Source organism: Ferrovum myxofaciens (assembly GCF_000735045.1).
In the GTDB taxonomy this organism is placed as follows: Bacteria; Pseudomonadota; Gammaproteobacteria; order Burkholderiales; family Ferrovaceae; genus Ferrovum; species Ferrovum myxofaciens.
The window spans coordinates 17,148-33,436 of the sequence record NZ_JPOQ01000003.1; the positions used below are offsets into that span (position 1 = coordinate 17,148).

A 16,289-nucleotide genomic window follows, 5' to 3' on the forward strand; every position below is an offset into this window, starting at 1 on the left:
GGGCGGAAAAGCGTCGAGTTTCCTCATGGTGGACTTGGGTGAGAGAGGAGCAGGATGAATCGGGAATTGACAACCGTGCTGGAAAGAAAAGAGATCCGGGTGAACCCGCCGCCGCTCTTTGATGTCCTGTTGCTGAATGATGATTATACCCCCATGGAATTTGTGGTGGACGTTCTCGGGCGGGTATTCGGTCTGGAGCAGGAGGCGGCAGTACGAGTCATGTTGCAGGTTCACACGGAGGGTCGTGGACTCTGTGGCACTTATCCACGGGATATTGCAGCAACGCGGGTGGCGCGCGTCGTCACCCTGGCACGAGCGGCACAACACCCTTTGCAATGTATCATGGAGGAACGGGGATCATGATTGCCCAAGAACTGGAAGTCAGTCTGCATATGGCCTTCGTGGACGCGCGTCAGAAGCGCCACGAATTCATTACGGTGGAGCACTTGTTATTGTCTCTGACGGAAAATACCGCCGCCTTGGAGGTGTTGCAGGCCTGTGGCGCCGATGTGGGGGGGCTACGCGAAAAGTTGAGCACGTTCATCCAGGAAAACAATCCCCAGACAGAGGGAACCGGAACGGTGGATACCCAGCCCACGCTGGGTTTTCAGCGGGTTATTCAGCGCGCCATTCTGCATGTTCAATCCTCAGGAAAAAAGGAAGTGACCGGTGCCAACGTGCTGGTGGCTATCTGTGGGGAAAAGGATTCCCATGCCGTGTTTTTCCTCAATCAGCAGGGTATTACCCGTCTGGACATGGTGAACTTCATGATTCACGGCGTGAGCAAGGTGAAAAATTCCGCCTCCCACCAGAAAGAAGATGCAACTGCCGAGGGGGAGAATGAAACGGGCGCTGGGCGGGAATTACAAAGTTTCACCGTGGATCTCAATGCGCAAGTGGTCGCGGGAAAAATCGACCCCCTCATTGGGCGAGATCGGGAAGTGGAACGGGTCGTTCAGATTTTGTGTCGCCGCCGCAAGAACAATCCCCTGCTGGTGGGAGAAGCGGGGGTGGGTAAAACAGCCATCGCCGAAGGACTGGCATCGCGCATCGTGAGTGGGGAAGTACCGGAAATTCTCAAGTCCTCTACGGTTTACAGTCTTGACATGGGGTCTCTGCTGGCGGGGACCAAATACCGGGGGGATTTTGAACAGCGTCTCAAAGCGGTGCTCAGAAAGTTGCAGGAGGACCCGTACAGTATCCTGTTTGTCGACGAGATACATACGCTGATTGGCGCTGGTGCCTCTTCAGGGGGTACTCTGGATGCTTCCAACTTGCTGAAACCTGCTCTTTCGAAGGGCAGTCTGCGCTGTATCGGGGCGACGACCTACACGGAGTTTCGCGGCGTTTTCGAGAAGGATCATGCCCTGGCCCGACGGTTCCAGAAGGTGGATGTGAATGAGCCTTCCGTGGAAGATACGGTGCAGATCCTGCGCGGGTTGAAGTCCCGTTTCGAGATCCACCATGGGGTTCGCTACACTGAAGCGGCCATTACCAGTGCGGCGGAACTGGCGGCCCGTTTTATCAACGATCGCCATTTACCGGACAAGGCCATCGATGTGATCGACGAAGCGGGGGCAGCGCAACGAATTCTGCCCAAGTCCCGGCAACGCAAGTGGATCGGCAAAACGGAAATCGAGGATATCGTCGCCAAGATTGCCCGTATTCCCGTGCACAATATCACCCACTCCGACCGCACTGCGCTCAAGACGTTGGACCGTGACCTGAAAGCGGTGGTCTTTGGCCAGGATCGGGCCATCGATGCCTTGAGTGCTGCCATCAAAATGTCGCGCAGCGGGTTGGGGAATCCCCAAAAACCCGTGGGTTCCTTTCTGTTTTCCGGACCGACGGGGGTGGGCAAGACGGAGGTGGCTCGTCAACTGGCCTATGTTCTGAAGGTGGAACTGATCCGTTTCGACATGTCTGAATACATGGAGCCCCATGCCGTCTCCCGTCTCATTGGCGCGCCACCGGGGTATGTGGGATTCGATCAGGGCGGGTTGCTGACGGAGGCCATCACTAAAACCCCGTATTCGGTCTTGTTGCTGGACGAAATTGAAAAAGCGCATCCCTCCATCACCAACATACTGCTTCAGGTGATGGACCACGGAACTTTGACGGACAATAACGGGCGCAAGGCGGATTTTCGGAATACCATCCTGATCATGACCACCAATGCGGGGGCCGAGGCCTTGACCCATGCCAGCATCGGTTTCATGAGTGCACAAACCCAGGGAAATCAGGGAGAGGAAGAAAAGGAAATCAAGCGCCTGTTTTCTCCCGAATTTCGCAATCGTCTGGATGCACGGATTTCCTTTGCGGCCCTGGACAGCGAGATCATTCTGCGGGTGGTGGACAAGTTCCTCATGCAACTCGAGTCCCAATTGCATGAAAAACGTGTGGAAGCCACCTTCACCGATCGCTTGCGGGCCTATTTGGCCCGTCAGGGCTTCGATCCCCTGATGGGCGCGCGTCCCATGGCTCGCTTGATACAGGACACGATCCGGCGTGCCTTGGCGGATGAATTGCTGTTCGGGCGTCTGGCGCAGGGAGGGAAAGTAGTGGTAGATCTGACCGAGGAAGACAAGATTCATCTCGAGTTCGAAGAAAACCTGGCGGAAAGCGTACATTGACATAAAACTTGCATTCTTCTGGGGTTCGGCCTCTATAATGGTTTCACCAATTCCAGTGGGGAGGCTTATGGACTCGTTTGTTGATGCTGAAGAACTCGTACGCATGGATGGGTGGTGGAGGGCAGCCAACTATCTGTCTGTGGGGCAGATCTATCTGAAGGATAATCCCCTGCTTGAACGTCCGCTCACGCTGGAGGACGTCAAACCCCGTCTGCTGGGGCACTGGGGAACGACGCCCGGACTCAATTTCATCTACGTTCACATGAATCGGGCCATTCCGGTGGAGCGGGGTGCGCTCTTGTGGCAACAGATGGTGGATCGGCTGACGACCCATCGAGCCTATGTGTGCGAGTTTGGTGAAGATCAAGCGGAAATTCAGGAATAGCGGTGTCCCCACTAACCCTTCTGGTTCTCAATAGCGGTTCCTCTTCCTTGCGTGCCTCCCTGTTTCAGGGGGGGGAAGGGGTTCGTCACTGGCATTTTTCCGGAACCACGGATCATGAAGGTCCGTTGCAATCTCTGCTGAAGGATCTGGAGGGCCAGCGTCTGGATGGCGTGGTTCATCGACTGGTGCATGGGGGGGCCATCACAGAGATGGCAAGGGTGATCGATGGGGTGGAGCGAAGTCGTCTCGAGACATTAGTGCCCCTGGCGCCGCTTCATCTGCCCGCCAACCTGAGGGGCGTGGACCTCTGCACGGCTCATTTTTCCGTACCCCAGATCGCCTGCTTTGATACGGCATTTCATGCCACCTTGCCTGCCCTGGCCATGCGTTTGCCCATTCCTTCCCGTTTCCATCTGCGCAAATTTGGTTTTCATGGCTTGAGTTATGCTCACCTGGCGCGGCGCCTGCCCGAGGTTCTGGGTTGGCAACGAGCCCAGGGAAGAATCATGGGGTTGCATCTCGGACAAGGCGCCAGCGCCTGTCTTCTGCATCACCTGACGTCCGTTGAAACCACCATGGGGTACAGTCCGGCAGGGGGATTGGTGATGGGAACACGCAGCGGAGATCTGGACCCTGGGGTCATCCTGGCATTGGGACTGGAGTTGACGTGGGACGAATTGACCCAGGTGGTTTACCATGAAATGGGTTTATGGGCCTTATCTGAAGGAATCAGTTCCGACATGAAAACCTTGTTGGCAGATGGACGGGAAGAGGCTCGTTTTGCCGTGGAATTTTTTTGCCGGCGGGTGGCGCAGAGCGTGGGCAGCATGGCCACCCTGCTGGGCGGTCTGGATGCGCTGGTTTTTACCGGTGGGATAGGAGAGCATGCCGGGGAAGTTCGATCGCTCATTGTACAGGCCTTGTCTTTTCTCGGGTTTGCACTGGACGAGGAAGCCAACCAGGAAAATGCGCGTTTCATTTCCACGGCGCAGAGTCGTCCCGTCCTGATCATTCCCGCCGACGAGGAAGACCTGATGCGTGAGGTGGCGACGCCACTCTTTCTGCCCCGGCTTTGAGGCAGAGCCCATGGGCAATCTCCAGGAAATTAGGAGCAAGATCGGGACCGTACGAAATTTGCAGAAGTTGACGCGGGCCATGGAAATGGTGGCACGCAGCAAGATTGGCAAGATCATGATGCGCATGGAGGCAGCCCGTCCCTTTGGCGAGAAAGTGCGTGTCATTGCTGCACATATGCACCATGCTCGCCTCGAATACCACTCACCCTATCTGGACCAGCGCCTGCCCATGAAACGAGTGGGACTGATTCTGGTGACCACCGACCGGGGCATGTGTGGTGGTTTGAATACCCGTTTGTTCCGTCAATTGGGAGAGCATTTGAGGGAATGGAGTCGGAGCGGGGTAGCACTGGAAGTATGTGTGATCGGAAATCAGGGGCTGAGTTTCATGGGCCGTCTGGGTTTGCCGGTGGTCGCGCAGGTGGTGGGACTGGGAGACACGCCCGAGATGGAAAGGTTGGTCGGCCCTGTGGACGTGGTCCTGAAGGAATTTCGGGAAGGTCGGATCGATGGTGTATTTCTGGCCTATTCGCATTTCGTCAACGTACTGGTTCAGCGCCCCGTGGTAGAAGTCTTGTTGCCGCTCTCGGGCGAGCGACTGGGTGCGCCCACGGAACCTTGGGATTACCTGTATGAACCGGATTCCGCTACGGTGGTGGATCGTATGCTGCGCCGCTACCTGGAAACCTTGATCTGGCTGGCGGTGGCGGAGAACATGGCCTCCGAGCAGGGTGCACGGATGATGGCCATGAAGGCAGCCAGTGACAATGCCCAGGAAGCCATGGAAGACCTTCAGCATCTCTACCACCGTTCTCGTCAGGAACAAATCACCCGTGAGTTGGTCGAGATCACCTCGGGGGCGACAGCCACGGGGGGAGTGGGATGAAGTTATTCCAGGTGGATATTGTCAGTCTGGAACGATTGGTTTTTTCGGGGCAGGCTTCCTTTGTGGTGGTCCCGGGGGAACAGGGCGATTTGGGCATTCTGCCGGGCCATGCTCCGCTCATGGCGGAATTGCGCCCGGGATGGGTGCGGGTGGATCAGGGAGATCCCGTGGCCGAGGAACATTTTTATGTTTCTGGTGGTGCGGTGGAGGTACAGCCGAAACGGGTGACCATCCTGCTGGATTTCGTCCTGGCAGCGCGGGAAGACCAGGAGAAGCAGCAGGGCCGGGAGAACCTGCTGCGGGCACGGGTATCGGCCCTCGAATATGCGCAAATGGAAGCGGCCCTCTACAAGGCCCTGAATGGCTTGCAGAGTGGGCAACATCCCCTGCGCAGCAGGAGAATCCGTGGAAGTGGGCGGTGATGACAGAAAAATCAGGTAAAATCCGGGTTTCGGTTCAAACTTTTACCTTCAGTCGAAACGGATCATGAAATCTTCCGCCCTGCGTACGCGTTTTCTGCAGTTCTTTGCCCGGCACGGGCATACCATCGTGCCTTCCAGTTCCCTGGTGCCCGCCCATGACCCGACCCTGCTCTTCACCAACTCGGGCATGGTCCAGTTCAAGGACGTCTTTCTCGGCAAGGAGCAGCGCCCCTACACCCGCGCCACCAGTAGTCAACGCAGCGTGCGCGCCGGGGGTAAGCACAACGACCTGGAGAATGTGGGGTATACGGCCCGCCATCATACCTTTTTCGAGATGCTGGGAAATTTCAGTTTTGGCGACTATTTCAAGCGCGCCGCCATCGGCTATGCCTGGCAATTTTTGACAGAGGAACTGGGGTTGCCCAAGGAGCGGTTGTGGGTGACGGTTTACCATGACGATGAAGAAGCCGCCGGGATCTGGCTCGATGAGATTGGCGTGGATCCGGCCCGTTTTACCCGCATTAACACGGCGGACAACTTCTGGCAGATGGGGGATACCGGCCCCTGTGGCCCCTGTAGCGAGATTTTTTATGACCATGGTCCTGATGTGGCGGGGGGGCCTCCAGGATCCGCCGAGGCCGATGGCGATCGGTACATCGAAATCTGGAATCTGGTGTTCATGCAGTTCAATCGCGATGAACAGGGAGTGTTGCATCCCTTGCCCCGTCCTTCGGTGGATACGGGAATGGGGCTGGAACGGATTGCGGCGATTTTGCAGGGCGTGCACAGCAACTATGAAATCGATCTGTTTCGTGACCTGATTGCGGCGGCCCAGCGTCATACAGGGGCACCGGACCCTACCAGCCAGTCCTTGCGTGTCATCGCTGATCATATTCGGGCCTGTGCTTTTCTGGTGGTGGATGGCATCGTTCCGGGCAATGAGGGACGAGGTTATGTGCTGCGCCGCATCATTCGGCGGGCTATTCGCCATGGTTATCGACTGGGGCAGAAACAACCCTTCTTCTACCGTTTGGTGGAGGATTTAGTGGCGGTGATGGGAGAAGCCTATCCCGAACTGGTGGCGGCACAAGAGCGGGTGAAGGCCGTGCTGCTGCAGGAAGAGGAACGTTTCGCCGAAACCCTCGAGCATGGGTTGGCGGTGCTGGATGAGGCCCTGCGTCTAAACGCCGAACATCTCTCTGGTGAGGTGATCTTTCGTTTGGCGGACACCTATGGGTTCCCCGTGGACCTGACTGCAGACATTGCACGTGAACGGGGTGCAACGCTGGATAGGGAAGGCTTTGAACGGGCCATGACGCAACAACGTGAACGGGCCCGCGCGGCCTCCCGCTTTACGGCACACAGTGGCGTGGATTATGACGGAGCCGTGACGACATTTGTGGGCTATGACACGCTTCAGGAATCGAGCGTGGTGCAGGCCCTCTATCACGAAGGAACTCCGGTGCCACGACTGGAGGCGGGTCAGGAAGGGACCGTGGTACTTGATCGTACCCCGTTCTATGCTGAATCCGGGGGCCAGGTGGGAGATCGGGGGCAGTTGGAGGGAGAGACCGGTTGTTTTGCAGTGGTCGACACCCAAAAAATCCAGGCCCAGGTTTTTGGTCATCAGGGTCGCATGCTCGAGGGGGCCTTCACCGTGGGTGCTCCTGTGCTGGGACGGGTCGACGAAACCGCGCGCCAGCAGGCTGCTCTCAACCATTCGGCCACCCATCTGCTGCATGCTGCCTTGCGTGCGGTGTTGGGCAGTCATGTGGCTCAGCGAGGCTCGCTGGTGGATGCCCAACGCACCCGATTCGACTTTTCCCATGGTGAATCTTTGAGCGCAGAACAGATGCAGGCGGTGGAAACGCTGGTTAACGACGAGATACGACGGAATGTGCCGGTTTCCATTCGGACCATGAACTATGATGAGGCTCTGCGGCAGGGGGCCATGGCACTGTTTGGCGAGAAATATGGCGCCGAGGTGCGGGTCATTGGCATGGGCGCATTTTCCACCGAACTGTGTGGGGGAACCCACGTCATCCGGACGGGGGATATCGGATTATTTCGCCTGGTGGCCCAGTCCGGCGTGGCGGCAGGGACCCGGCGGGTGGAGGGTGTGACGGGCGCAGCCGCCCTGATCTGGACTCAACAGGAACAGCGCCAACTGTACGATCTCGCTCAACGACTCCATGCCACGCCCCAGGAAGCCCCCAAACGTCTCCAGCAGTTGCTGGAGCAAGGGCAGGGGCGGGAACGGGAGTTGTCCCGTTTGAAGGCACAATTTGCAGCTCGGGCCGGGGTGGCCCTGCTCGATCAGGCGAAGGTTGTGGCGGGGGTGCGGGTTTTGGCTACCTCCTTGCCCGACACCGATGCTAAAGGGCTTCGCGAAGCCTGGGATGCCCTCAAGGGGCAAGCCGATTCCGCAGTGATTGCCCTGGCGACGGTGCAGGAAGGACGGGTGGCGGTGCTGGTGGGGGTGACTCCCGATCTGATTGCACGGGTGAAGGCTGGGGAACTGGTCAGCTACCTTGCCCAGCAGGTGGGTGGGAAGGGAGGCGGACGTCCCGACCTGGCCCAGGCCGGCGGGACCCGACCTGAGGCATTGTCGGTGGCCCTGGCTTCGGTTCTTCCCTGGGTCAGCGCCCGTCTGCAGGGGCTCTCAGAGTAATACCTCAAGGTTGTCGATGAGGCGAGTGCCCCCCAGACGGGCGGCACCCAACACCACCAGAGAACGATCCGCGGGGGAGGGTTCGCTCAGGTCCTGGGCACGGCGTACGGCCATATAATCCGTCGACCAGCAGGTGGAGTCGAGTTGGCCCCGTTTCAGACTTTCTTGCGGCGTTTTTCCCTGTTTCAAGGCTTCGGTCACGGCCTCGAGGGCCTGGTAGAGTTCGGGCGCGCGCTGCCGTTCTGCCTGACTCAGATAACGGTTGCGCGAACTGAGCGCCAGACCATCGGGAGCCCGTACCGTTTCCGCCGCCAGGAGCGTGACGGGTAGAGCCAGTTGACGCACCATGGTGCGCAGAATCAGGGTTTGCTGATAATCCTTTTTGCCAAAGATGGCCACTTGAGGCTGAACCATATGGAACAGTTTCAGGACCACGGTGGCCACGCCCCGAAAATGTCCGGGACGGAAGGCTCCTTCCAGTTCGTTCTGAAGTGGGGAAGGGTCCACGGTGACACTTTGAGGTTCGGGATACATCTCGTTTTCCGAGGGAGCAAAGACCACAGAGCACCCCGCCTGTTTCAAACGGGCGCAGTCTTCCGCCAGGGAACGCGGATAGCGGGAGAAATCTTCCTGCGGACCGAACTGCAGGGGGTTGACAAAAATGCTGGTCACTACACAGGGGGCGTGGAGTTGGGCACGATGGACCAGATCCATATGGCCGTCATGGAGGTACCCCATGGTGGGTACCAGTGCAACCGTGGATTCCTGGGCGAGACGGTGACGCAGAGCGCTGAGAGTATGCAGAATATCCATGGAAAGTTCAGGGGTGGTTCACAGGGGCAAGGCCAGAGGGCCGGGACAGTTGGCCAGCAACTTGGCAATGGTTCCCTGTCCGGGAACCATGAGGGTTTCCGGGGCCACGTCGAGCCATGGCAGGAGTACGAAGGAACGTTGAGCGAGGCGTGGATGAGGGAGGGTCAGGCGCGCATTCTGACGACACTCCGTCCCATACATCAGGATATCCAGATCCAGGGTGCGCGGCCCGTTGGCAAACAGACGCACCCGTCCATGGGCCTGTTCCAGACTCAATAATTCAGCCAGCAATGCTTCAGGGTCGAGGGTCGTTTCAATGTGTGCAACGGCATTGATGAAATCCGGTTGATCCAGATGACCAAAGGGAGGGCTTCGGTACAGGTGTGAATGGGCAACCAGGCGAGTTTCCGGGAAAGCCTCCAGATGGTTGAGTGCCGAGGTAACCTGGTGGACCGGGTCAGCCAGATTGCTGCCCACACCGATGTAAGCGGTGATGGGTTCGAGGTGCTGGGCAGAAAGAGCGGCTGGGTTCATGGGGAACGACGACGACGGGACCGTGGTTTACGGGTCTCCTGTACCAGGAGAGAAGGGCGGGTGTCAGGGTCGGCTTCCAGGAAGGTCGTCCACCAAACGCCCAACTCGGGAGTTGTGTTGCCACTGGCCGCCCGTAGCAGCAGAAAATCGTACCCTGCCCGGAAACGAGGGTGTTCCAGCAGGCGGGAAGGCCGTTGACCGCTGCGTTGTTCAAAACGGGGTTGCAGACCCCAAATTTCCTTCATAGTGCCATCGAAACGGTGTGGGATGGGCAAGGTCTTGCGCTGTTCATCGAGAACCGCTTCCATGGCTCCAAACAGGGCAGGATAAAGGGGTTCTCCCTGAGCCTGGCGGGTCTGCCAGAGGATCTGTACCGAAGGCCAGAACAGGGCGGCCAGGAGAAAGCCCGGAGAAACCGGTTTTTTATCCTGTAACCGTCCATCGGTATTATCCAGGGCAAGGGTGATGAAGTGCACATGGTCCGGGTTGGTCCACAGGCTATCGAGATGGGGCAAAAGGTGGGTATGCAACCCGAATTGGTGGAGCAATTCCAGACAGGACCGTGCCTGTCCAGACAAGAGCAACTTGAGTAATTCGTCAAACAGACGGGATTCGGGGATGGGGGCCAACAGATTGCCCAATTCCCGCAGAGGAGCGATCAGGGCTGCATCCAGGGTAAACCCCAACTTCGCGCTGAAGCGGATGGCGCGCAGCAGGCGTACCGGATCTTCGCGAAATCGGAGGACGGGGTCGCCGATCATGACCAGGCGGCGGGCGGCAATGTCCTTCGTTCCAGAGAAATAATCCAGCAAGGTATTGTGGACCGGATCATAGAACAACGCATTGGCCGTAAAGTCACGACGGGTGGCATCCTCTTCCAGACTACCAAAGACGTTATCTCGGGTCAGACGACCATGCTCATCGGTCTGGGAATGATGGTCATGGGGTGCATGACCCCGAAAGGTGGTGACTTCAACGATTTCATCGTGGCAGGGGACATGGATGATCTGGAAACGTCGTCCAATAATGCGCGAGCGGCGGATCAGGCGTCGGATCTGTTCGGGCGTGGCATTGGTGGCGACGTCGAAATCCTTGGGGGATTTCTGCAGGAGCAGGTCACGTACGGCACCGCCCACCACATAGGCCTGAAAACCGTTTTCCTGGAGGGTTTTGATCACGCGCAGGGCGCAGGGGCTGATGGCCTGGGGGCGCAAGGAGTGCTGGGAAGCGGTGAGCGCGTGCAATTTTGCACTATGGCGGTGAGGTTTTTGGCCAAAGACCTTGTTCAGAAAACGCCGGATCATGTCAGGATTTCCAATAGTAGACAGGCCAGCCCCGTTGTTGGGCCAGGTCAGAAAGAACGGGGTCGGGATTCACAACCACGGGTTCGCTGGCCCGTTCCAGCAAGGGGAGGTCATTCTGGGAATCGCTGTAGAAGGCGGTTTCCGTAAAGTCCTGCCAGCGGTGCCCCAAGTTGGCCAACCATTCATCCACGCGCGTGATTTTGCCTTCCCGAAAACTGGGTATCCCCTGCACTTTACCGGTGAATTCACCGACTTCATTCTGAGCAGGCTCGGTGGCAATCAGATGTTCGATTCCGAACAGGGAGGCAATGGGACCCGTGACGAAACGATTGGTGGCGGTGACGATGGCCACCAACTGGGCCCGTGCTTTTTCCGCTCGGACGCGTTCGAGCGCTGCCGGGCTAACCAGCGGGAGGATACGTTCCGTCATGAAGCAACGGTGCCACTGATCCAGTTGAGCGCGGGAAAAGCGGGCCAGAGGTTCCAACTGGAAGGCCAGGAAGGCATCGATATCCAGCTTTCCTTCCTTGTAGTCGTCATAAAAGGCCTGGTTTTCGGCTGCATGGTGAACGGAGTCGAATACCCCCTGGGCGGCCAGAAATTGGCCCCATTCAAAATCGCTGTCACCGGACAGCAGGGTGTGGTCTAGATCAAAGAGGGCAAGGCGCATGAAGGTCGGTTCAAGAGTGAGGGGTTCCAAGGATTTCGCGCACCATCGGCAAGGTAATGGTGGCACGGTGGGTGGCCAGGGTCCAGTGATGAAATTCTTTCATGAGCGAAAAAAGATAGTCATTGCGGCGCGGACAATGGGTCAGCAGGTACTGGGCGACCGCCGGGGGAAGCGTAAGTCCCAGAGATTGGGCGTGGGTATGCAGGGCTGTAATTTTTTCTTCATCGTTCAATGGGGAAACCCTTAACACCAATCCCCAGGCCAGACGGGTTCTCAGGTCGGGAAAAAGGGGCAGGTGAGCCGGAGGGCAGGAACCGCTAACCAGCAGCCCCAATCCTTGATCTCGGCGCTCATTATACCGATGAAACAGGTCCAGAGCACCTTCCGAACCCAAAAGATGCACGTCATCTATGGCCAGGTGTGGGTTTTGATCGGGTTCGAAACGGGTATCCGGGGTGGTGCGCACGAATTCTTCAGGACGTACCAGAGCGCGCAGGAGATGGGTTTTTCCTGTGCCCGAATCTCCCCAGAGATAGATCTGACGTTCTCCTTCGCCCTGTTGCCAGCGTTGCAAGGCGCTCACCACTTCCCCGTTACTGCCTCTGACAAAATCGTCCAGGCACGGACGCGGATCGGGTGTCAGGTCAAGGATCTGTTGGCGCATCAGGCGTCAGTCTCTTTTGACCACCAGGTCAGGTGGAGATGTCCCAACAAGATGCGGGCAACGGCCGAGGCGGGCAGAGCGATAACGATGCCGAAAAAACCCAGCAGTTGGCCAAAGGACAGCAAGGCCAGGATGACCATGACAGGGTGTAATCCGATACGCTCCCCCACCAGGCGGGGTGTGATGAAGGATCCCTCCAGTACGTGGCCAGCGGCAAATACACCGCAGACGGGAAGCAGCAGGGAAGGGTCCTGAATCAGAGCCGTGAGAATTGCCAGGACAAACCCGATGAAGACGCCCACATAGGGAATAAAAACCAGCAATCCGGCGGTGATGCCCAAAGCCAGTCCCGAGGACAGTCCCGTGAAATGCAGGCCCAGGCCATAGAAGGTCGCCATGCAGGTCATGACCAGGATCTGTCCACGCAGGAACTGGCCCAGTACGACATCGATTTCATGGGCCAGTTGGCGCAGGGGGTCGGCACTGCGCGGGGGCAGTTTTTGAGCCAGAGCCTGAATCAGACGGTCCCAGTCCTTGAGCAGGTAGAAGGTGACGACGGGAATCAACAACAGGGTCAGGAACAGATGAATCAGCACCGATCCGCCGTGGCGGGCAGACAGGAGCAAGTTCTGGAGTGCATCACTGATCGATCCCAGGTGTTGTTGCAGTAGTTCGCGCCAGGTACTCAAACTGGTATTCCAGTCGACACCGAGGTTCCTGGGTAGATAAGGGATGAGGGCGGCTTGCCAGGCATCCGTCGTGTTGGGCAGGCGCGCGATCAGTTGCAGGAGATCACGGGCCAGGAGCGGAAAAAGCAAAACCAGAAATCCCAATCCCAGTCCCAGAAAACTGCCAACGACCACCAGGGCCGCCAAGGGGCGAGGAAACCAGGAGGTGCTCAGACGTCGGACCAGGGGGTGTCCGAGATAGGCCAGCAGGAGGCCCGCCACGAAGGGCGCCAAAATATCGGCCAGAGTGTAGATCAGCGCACCCAGCGCCAGCAGGGCAAGCCAAATTTCAGGGCGTTGAGTGAACCTGGGGCGTGACAGGGGCATTTGAGTTAAAATCTGCAAGTAAAAATAATTCGGAAGATCGGTCTGTGATTGGGTGATTTTAACAGGTCGGCATCCTTCTGGAATGTATCCGATCCTACTTTGGAGAATTTTTGTGACTGTTTCCAATCCATTCAATGCCGGACTATCCTATCGGAGTGCCGGTGTGGATATCGATGCAGGTGATGCCTTGGTGGAACGCATCAAGCCCTTTGCCCGACGTACCCTGCGCCCGGAGGTGGTGAGTGGAATCGGTGGTTTCGCGGCTTTGGTGGAAATTGGCCAGCGTTACAAGGAACCGGTTCTGGTTTCGGGCACCGATGGCGTGGGTACCAAATTGCGACTGGCCTTCGAGTTGAACCGCCATGAAGAGGTGGGCGTCGATTTGGTGGCCATGAGCGTCAACGATATCCTCGTGCAGGGGGCAGAACCCCTGTTTTTTCTGGATTACTTTGCCTGTGGTCGGCTTGATGTGGAACAGGCCGCCACCGTGATCGAAGGGATTGCGCGCGGTTGCGAGGAAGCCGGCTGTGCCCTGATCGGGGGAGAAACCGCAGAGATGCCCGATTCCTATCCGGCGGGGGAATATGATTTGGCGGGATTTGCCGTGGGCGTGGCGGAAAAATCTGCCTTGATCGATGGTTCCACTCTGCAGGCGGGAGATTGCGTCATCGGAGTGGCTTCAAGTGGGGCCCATTCCAACGGATTTTCCCTGATCCGCAAAATCGTTTCCCGGAGCGGGGCAGATCTGAAGGCGCCTTTTCCCGGTGGGACCTATGGCGCCGCCACGCTGGCCGATGTATTGATGACCCCCACCCGCCTCTATGTCAAACCTGTTCTGGCCCTTATGAAACAAGTGACTCTCAAGGGTATGGCCCACATTACCGGGGGTGGACTGGTGGACAATCTGCCACGGGTGATCCCCGCAGGACTGGCTGCTCGCCTGGAGCGCGCGCGCTGGCCCCGCACTCCGCTGTTCGAGTGGCTGCAACGTAGCGGTGACGTGACCGAGGAAGAAATGTTGCGGGTATTCAACTGTGGGGTGGGGTTGGCCTTGGTGGTGGCCTCTCAGGACGAAAAAACCGTGCTGGAACATTTTCAAGCACGGGGTTGGGAAGCCTGGTCCATCGGCGAGATCGTGCCGCGTCCCGAGGCAGCACCAGCGACCTGGGTCGAGTGAAGACCATGAATGCCCAGCGCCGGATCGTCGTTCTGATCTCCGGGCGGGGATCCAATCTGGGCGCTTTGCTGGAGGCTCGATTACCGCTGCAGGTGGTGGCCGTCATCAGCCATAAGGCGGATGCGGCAGGGTTGGGGCTGGCTCAGGAATGGGGTATCCCCACCCGGGTCATCTCCGCCGAGGCTTATGCCGAGCGAACAGACTTTGATCGAGCACTGCAGCAGGCCATTGATGGCTTTGCGCCTGATCTGGTGGTGCTGGCAGGTTTCATGCGTATTTTGACGCCGGAATTCGTGACCCACTATCAGGGACGTCTGCTCAACATCCATCCCTCTTTGTTGCCTGCTTTTCCGGGATTGCATACCCATCGTCGGGCTCTTGCGGAGGGAGTGGCGGTGCATGGGTGTACCGTTCATTTCGTCACGTCAGAACTGGATCGCGGACCCATCGTGGCCCAAGGGGTGGTGCCCGTATGGGCAGGGGATGACGAAGCAAGTTTGGCGGCACGGGTATTGTCCATGGAACACCGGTTGTTCCCCCATGTATTGCGGGCCTGGGTGGAAAGTCGCTGGGTTTTGGAGGCGAACGGCCAGGTCCGGTGGCGCGATGATTCACAAGAACAAAATTTACGCCTGCTCTGGGCTGGAGACTCTCAATGACAAAAAATCGTTCTCCCCTGCGTGGGTCAACCCGTCCCTCTCCCTCATCGCTGAAACCGAAGGAAGAGGTGGAAAACGACGGGGTAAGAATTCCTCTCTTCGAGGCTCTGGTGGAAGTGCTGCGCATCTTGTTGGCGGGAACCCGTCCGGCGGATCGGGTGCTCCATGATTTTTTTCGCGATCAGTCCCAATTGGGTGGGCGGGATCGGGCTTGGGTCACGGAGCATTTTTACGCGTTGTTGCGCCATTGGGAATCCATCACGGTTCTGGCTCCGCCCACGGCTCCCCGTCGACTGGTGCTGGCCAGTTTGCAACGGGTCAATGGACTGAGCACCCGGGAATTGCAGGGATTGTGCCGGGGAGATGAGGAACGGGACTGGTTGGCGGCATTGGCGGCGCAACGTTTGCCCGATACCCCCTCGGTGCGGGCCCATCTGCCTGAATGGGTCGTGAGTGCGGTGCAGGAAGTTCTGCCGGAAGGCGAGTGGCAGGCACTTGGATGGGCGCTGCAAAAATCGGCGCCCCTGGATTTGCGCGTCAATCTGCTCAAGGCGGAGCGACCGGCTGTGTTGGCGGCATTGACGGCTGCGGGGATCGCTGCCGAGGCGACGCCTTTGTCCCCCTGGGGGGTGCGGGTGCAGGGACGTCCCCTGCTGAATCGATTACCCTTGTTCACGGAAGGCTGGGTAGAGATTCAGGATGAAGGCAGTCAACTGCTGGCTGCTTTGGTGGCCCCGCGTCGCCGTGACATGGTGGTGGATTTTTGTGCCGGTTCGGGAGGCAAGGCACTGCATCTGGCGGCTCTGATGCATAATCAGGGACGCCTTTATGCCTTCGATGTGGCCGCACGCCGTCTCGAACAACTCAAGCCACGGCTCAAACGTTCGGGTGTTTCCAATCTTATGCCGGTGGTGATTGCTCGTGAAACTGATGACCGGGTTCGACGTCTCACCGGCAAGATCGATCGGGTGCTGGTGGATGCCCCCTGCAGCGGAATGGGGACCTTGCGCCGTAATCCGGATCTGAAATTGCGTCAGACCCCTGAGGGATTGCCGGCGTTGCTCGACAAGCAGCGCCATATTCTGGAAGCCGCAGCTCAGCTGGTCAAACCTGGCGGGCGCCTGGTCTATGCCACCTGCAGTCTTTTGCCTGCAGAGAACCAGATCCAGGCCCAGGAATTCAGTGCACGGCACCCCGAATTCGTTCCGTTGGCAGCTTCTCAGGTCTTGGCAGAGCAAGGGATCATCGTGCCCGATCTGGAGGATCCCTGGTTACAACTCTGGCCCCAGCGTCATGGAACGGACGGTTTTTTTGCGGCTCTCTGGCAGCGTCAGGGGTAA

General features: G+C 58.2%; 15 protein-coding genes and 1 pseudogene. 10 read left to right on the forward strand and 6 right to left on the reverse strand.

The genetic code is table 11. The features are described 5' to 3' along the window. Positions 1-54 precede the first annotated feature (54 nt). The 7 genes and pseudogenes from clpS to alaS all read left to right on the forward strand — a co-directional run bounded on the left by clpS (position 55) and on the right by alaS (position 8,073). Positions 55-363 carry an ATP-dependent Clp protease adapter ClpS gene (gene clpS, locus IV91_RS0100530; RefSeq protein WP_031595169.1) on the forward strand — a complete coding sequence of 103 codons (309 nt, stop codon included), beginning with the start codon at positions 55-57 and terminating at the stop codon, positions 361-363. After that, positions 360-2,633, forward strand: a complete 2,274-nt coding sequence (gene clpA / locus IV91_RS0100535) for an ATP-dependent Clp protease ATP-binding subunit ClpA (RefSeq protein ID WP_031595171.1) — start codon at positions 360-362, stop codon at positions 2,631-2,633. Before clpS ends, clpA begins: the two co-directional genes overlap by 4 nt. Before the next feature lie 67 nt (positions 2,634-2,700). After that, positions 2,701-2,910 (forward strand): annotated as a pseudogene (locus IV91_RS18830) (phosphoketolase family protein); the annotation flags it as partial. 110 nt (positions 2,911-3,020) lie between these two features. Continuing rightward, the gene (locus IV91_RS0100545; protein ID WP_035416905.1) at positions 3,021-4,094 is read left to right on the forward strand and encodes an acetate/propionate family kinase; all 1,074 of its coding nucleotides are present in this window, start codon (positions 3,021-3,023) and stop codon (positions 4,092-4,094) included. Positions 4,095-4,104: 10 nt separating this feature from the next. Then, positions 4,105-4,980: an ATP synthase F1 subunit gamma gene (gene atpG / locus IV91_RS0100550; RefSeq protein WP_031595176.1), complete on the forward strand. Its 876-nt coding sequence runs from the start codon at positions 4,105-4,107 to the stop codon at positions 4,978-4,980. Beyond that, positions 4,977-5,402 carry an ATP synthase F1 subunit epsilon gene (gene atpC / locus IV91_RS0100555; protein ID WP_031595177.1) on the forward strand — a complete coding sequence of 142 codons (426 nt, stop codon included), beginning with the start codon at positions 4,977-4,979 and terminating at the stop codon, positions 5,400-5,402. Before atpG ends, atpC begins: the two co-directional genes overlap by 4 nt. Before the next feature lie 64 nt (positions 5,403-5,466). Further along, positions 5,467-8,073 carry an alanine--tRNA ligase gene (gene alaS, locus IV91_RS0100560; RefSeq protein WP_031595179.1) on the forward strand — a complete coding sequence of 869 codons (2,607 nt, stop codon included), beginning with the start codon at positions 5,467-5,469 and terminating at the stop codon, positions 8,071-8,073. Here alaS and panC read toward each other — a convergent pair. The 6 genes from panC to IV91_RS0100590 are packed head-to-tail and all read right to left on the reverse strand — an operon-like array spanning position 8,065 to position 13,113. Continuing rightward, on the reverse strand, positions 8,065-8,886 hold the full coding sequence (panC, locus tag IV91_RS0100565) for a pantoate--beta-alanine ligase (RefSeq protein WP_031595180.1): 822 nt from the start codon (positions 8,884-8,886) through the stop codon (positions 8,065-8,067). The two genes, alaS and panC, sit on opposite strands and share 9 nt — an antisense overlap. 18 nt (positions 8,887-8,904) lie before the next feature. Beyond that, complete coding sequence (folK, locus tag IV91_RS0100570; protein ID WP_051861763.1) at positions 8,905-9,420, reverse strand: 2-amino-4-hydroxy-6-hydroxymethyldihydropteridine diphosphokinase; 516 nt, start codon at positions 9,418-9,420, stop codon at positions 8,905-8,907. Beyond that, positions 9,417-10,724 carry a polynucleotide adenylyltransferase PcnB gene (pcnB, locus tag IV91_RS0100575; RefSeq protein WP_031595182.1) on the reverse strand — a complete coding sequence of 436 codons (1,308 nt, stop codon included), beginning with the start codon at positions 10,722-10,724 and terminating at the stop codon, positions 9,417-9,419. The genes folK and pcnB overlap by 4 nt, the downstream gene beginning before the upstream one ends. A 1-nt stretch (position 10,725) precedes the next feature. Further along, on the reverse strand, positions 10,726-11,424 hold the full coding sequence (locus IV91_RS0100580; protein WP_200874294.1) for a histidinol-phosphatase: 699 nt from the start codon (positions 11,422-11,424) through the stop codon (positions 10,726-10,728). Next, positions 11,405-12,058 (reverse strand): HdaA/DnaA family protein, encoded by a 654-nt coding sequence (locus IV91_RS0100585; protein WP_031595184.1) that lies wholly within the window; start codon positions 12,056-12,058, stop codon positions 11,405-11,407. The genes IV91_RS0100580 and IV91_RS0100585 overlap by 20 nt, the downstream gene beginning before the upstream one ends. Beyond that, positions 12,058-13,113 carry an AI-2E family transporter gene (locus tag IV91_RS0100590; protein WP_051861765.1) on the reverse strand — a complete coding sequence of 352 codons (1,056 nt, stop codon included), beginning with the start codon at positions 13,111-13,113 and terminating at the stop codon, positions 12,058-12,060. The genes IV91_RS0100585 and IV91_RS0100590 overlap by 1 nt, the downstream gene beginning before the upstream one ends. Positions 13,114-13,225: 112 nt before the next feature. Between IV91_RS0100590 and purM the strand changes: the two genes are divergently transcribed. The 3 genes from purM to IV91_RS0100605 are packed head-to-tail and all read left to right on the forward strand — an operon-like array spanning position 13,226 to position 16,289. Further along, complete coding sequence (purM, locus tag IV91_RS0100595) at positions 13,226-14,290, forward strand: phosphoribosylformylglycinamidine cyclo-ligase (protein ID WP_031595186.1); 1,065 nt, start codon at positions 13,226-13,228, stop codon at positions 14,288-14,290. A gap of 5 nt (positions 14,291-14,295) precedes the next feature. Then, complete coding sequence (gene purN, locus IV91_RS0100600; protein ID WP_051861768.1) at positions 14,296-14,949, forward strand: phosphoribosylglycinamide formyltransferase; 654 nt, start codon at positions 14,296-14,298, stop codon at positions 14,947-14,949. Further along, positions 14,946-16,289 carry an RsmB/NOP family class I SAM-dependent RNA methyltransferase gene (locus IV91_RS0100605; RefSeq protein ID WP_084189811.1) on the forward strand — a complete coding sequence of 448 codons (1,344 nt, stop codon included), beginning with the start codon at positions 14,946-14,948 and terminating at the stop codon, positions 16,287-16,289. The genes purN and IV91_RS0100605 overlap by 4 nt, the downstream gene beginning before the upstream one ends.

Coding starts and splice junctions, on each gene's coding strand:
- clpS (WP_031595169.1), top strand. CDS start 55: ATGAATCGGGAATTGACAACCGTGCTGGAAAGAAAAGAGATCCGGGTG.
- clpA (WP_031595171.1), top strand. CDS start 360: ATGATTGCCCAAGAACTGGAAGTCAGTCTGCATATGGCCTTCGTGGAC.
- atpG (WP_031595176.1), top strand. CDS start 4,105: ATGGGCAATCTCCAGGAAATTAGGAGCAAGATCGGGACCGTACGAAAT.
- atpC (WP_031595177.1), top strand. CDS start 4,977: ATGAAGTTATTCCAGGTGGATATTGTCAGTCTGGAACGATTGGTTTTT.
- alaS (WP_031595179.1), top strand. CDS start 5,467: ATGAAATCTTCCGCCCTGCGTACGCGTTTTCTGCAGTTCTTTGCCCGG.
- panC (WP_031595180.1), bottom strand. CDS start 8,886: ATGGATATTCTGCATACTCTCAGCGCTCTGCGTCACCGTCTCGCCCAG.
- folK (WP_051861763.1), bottom strand. CDS start 9,420: ATGAACCCAGCCGCTCTTTCTGCCCAGCACCTCGAACCCATCACCGCT.
- pcnB (WP_031595182.1), bottom strand. CDS start 10,724: ATGATCCGGCGTTTTCTGAACAAGGTCTTTGGCCAAAAACCTCACCGC.
- IV91_RS0100585 (WP_031595184.1), bottom strand. CDS start 12,058: ATGCGCCAACAGATCCTTGACCTGACACCCGATCCGCGTCCGTGCCTG.
- IV91_RS0100590 (WP_051861765.1), bottom strand. CDS start 13,113: ATGCCCCTGTCACGCCCCAGGTTCACTCAACGCCCTGAAATTTGGCTT.
- purN (WP_051861768.1), top strand. CDS start 14,296: ATGAATGCCCAGCGCCGGATCGTCGTTCTGATCTCCGGGCGGGGATCC.
- IV91_RS0100605 (WP_084189811.1), top strand. CDS start 14,946: ATGACAAAAAATCGTTCTCCCCTGCGTGGGTCAACCCGTCCCTCTCCC.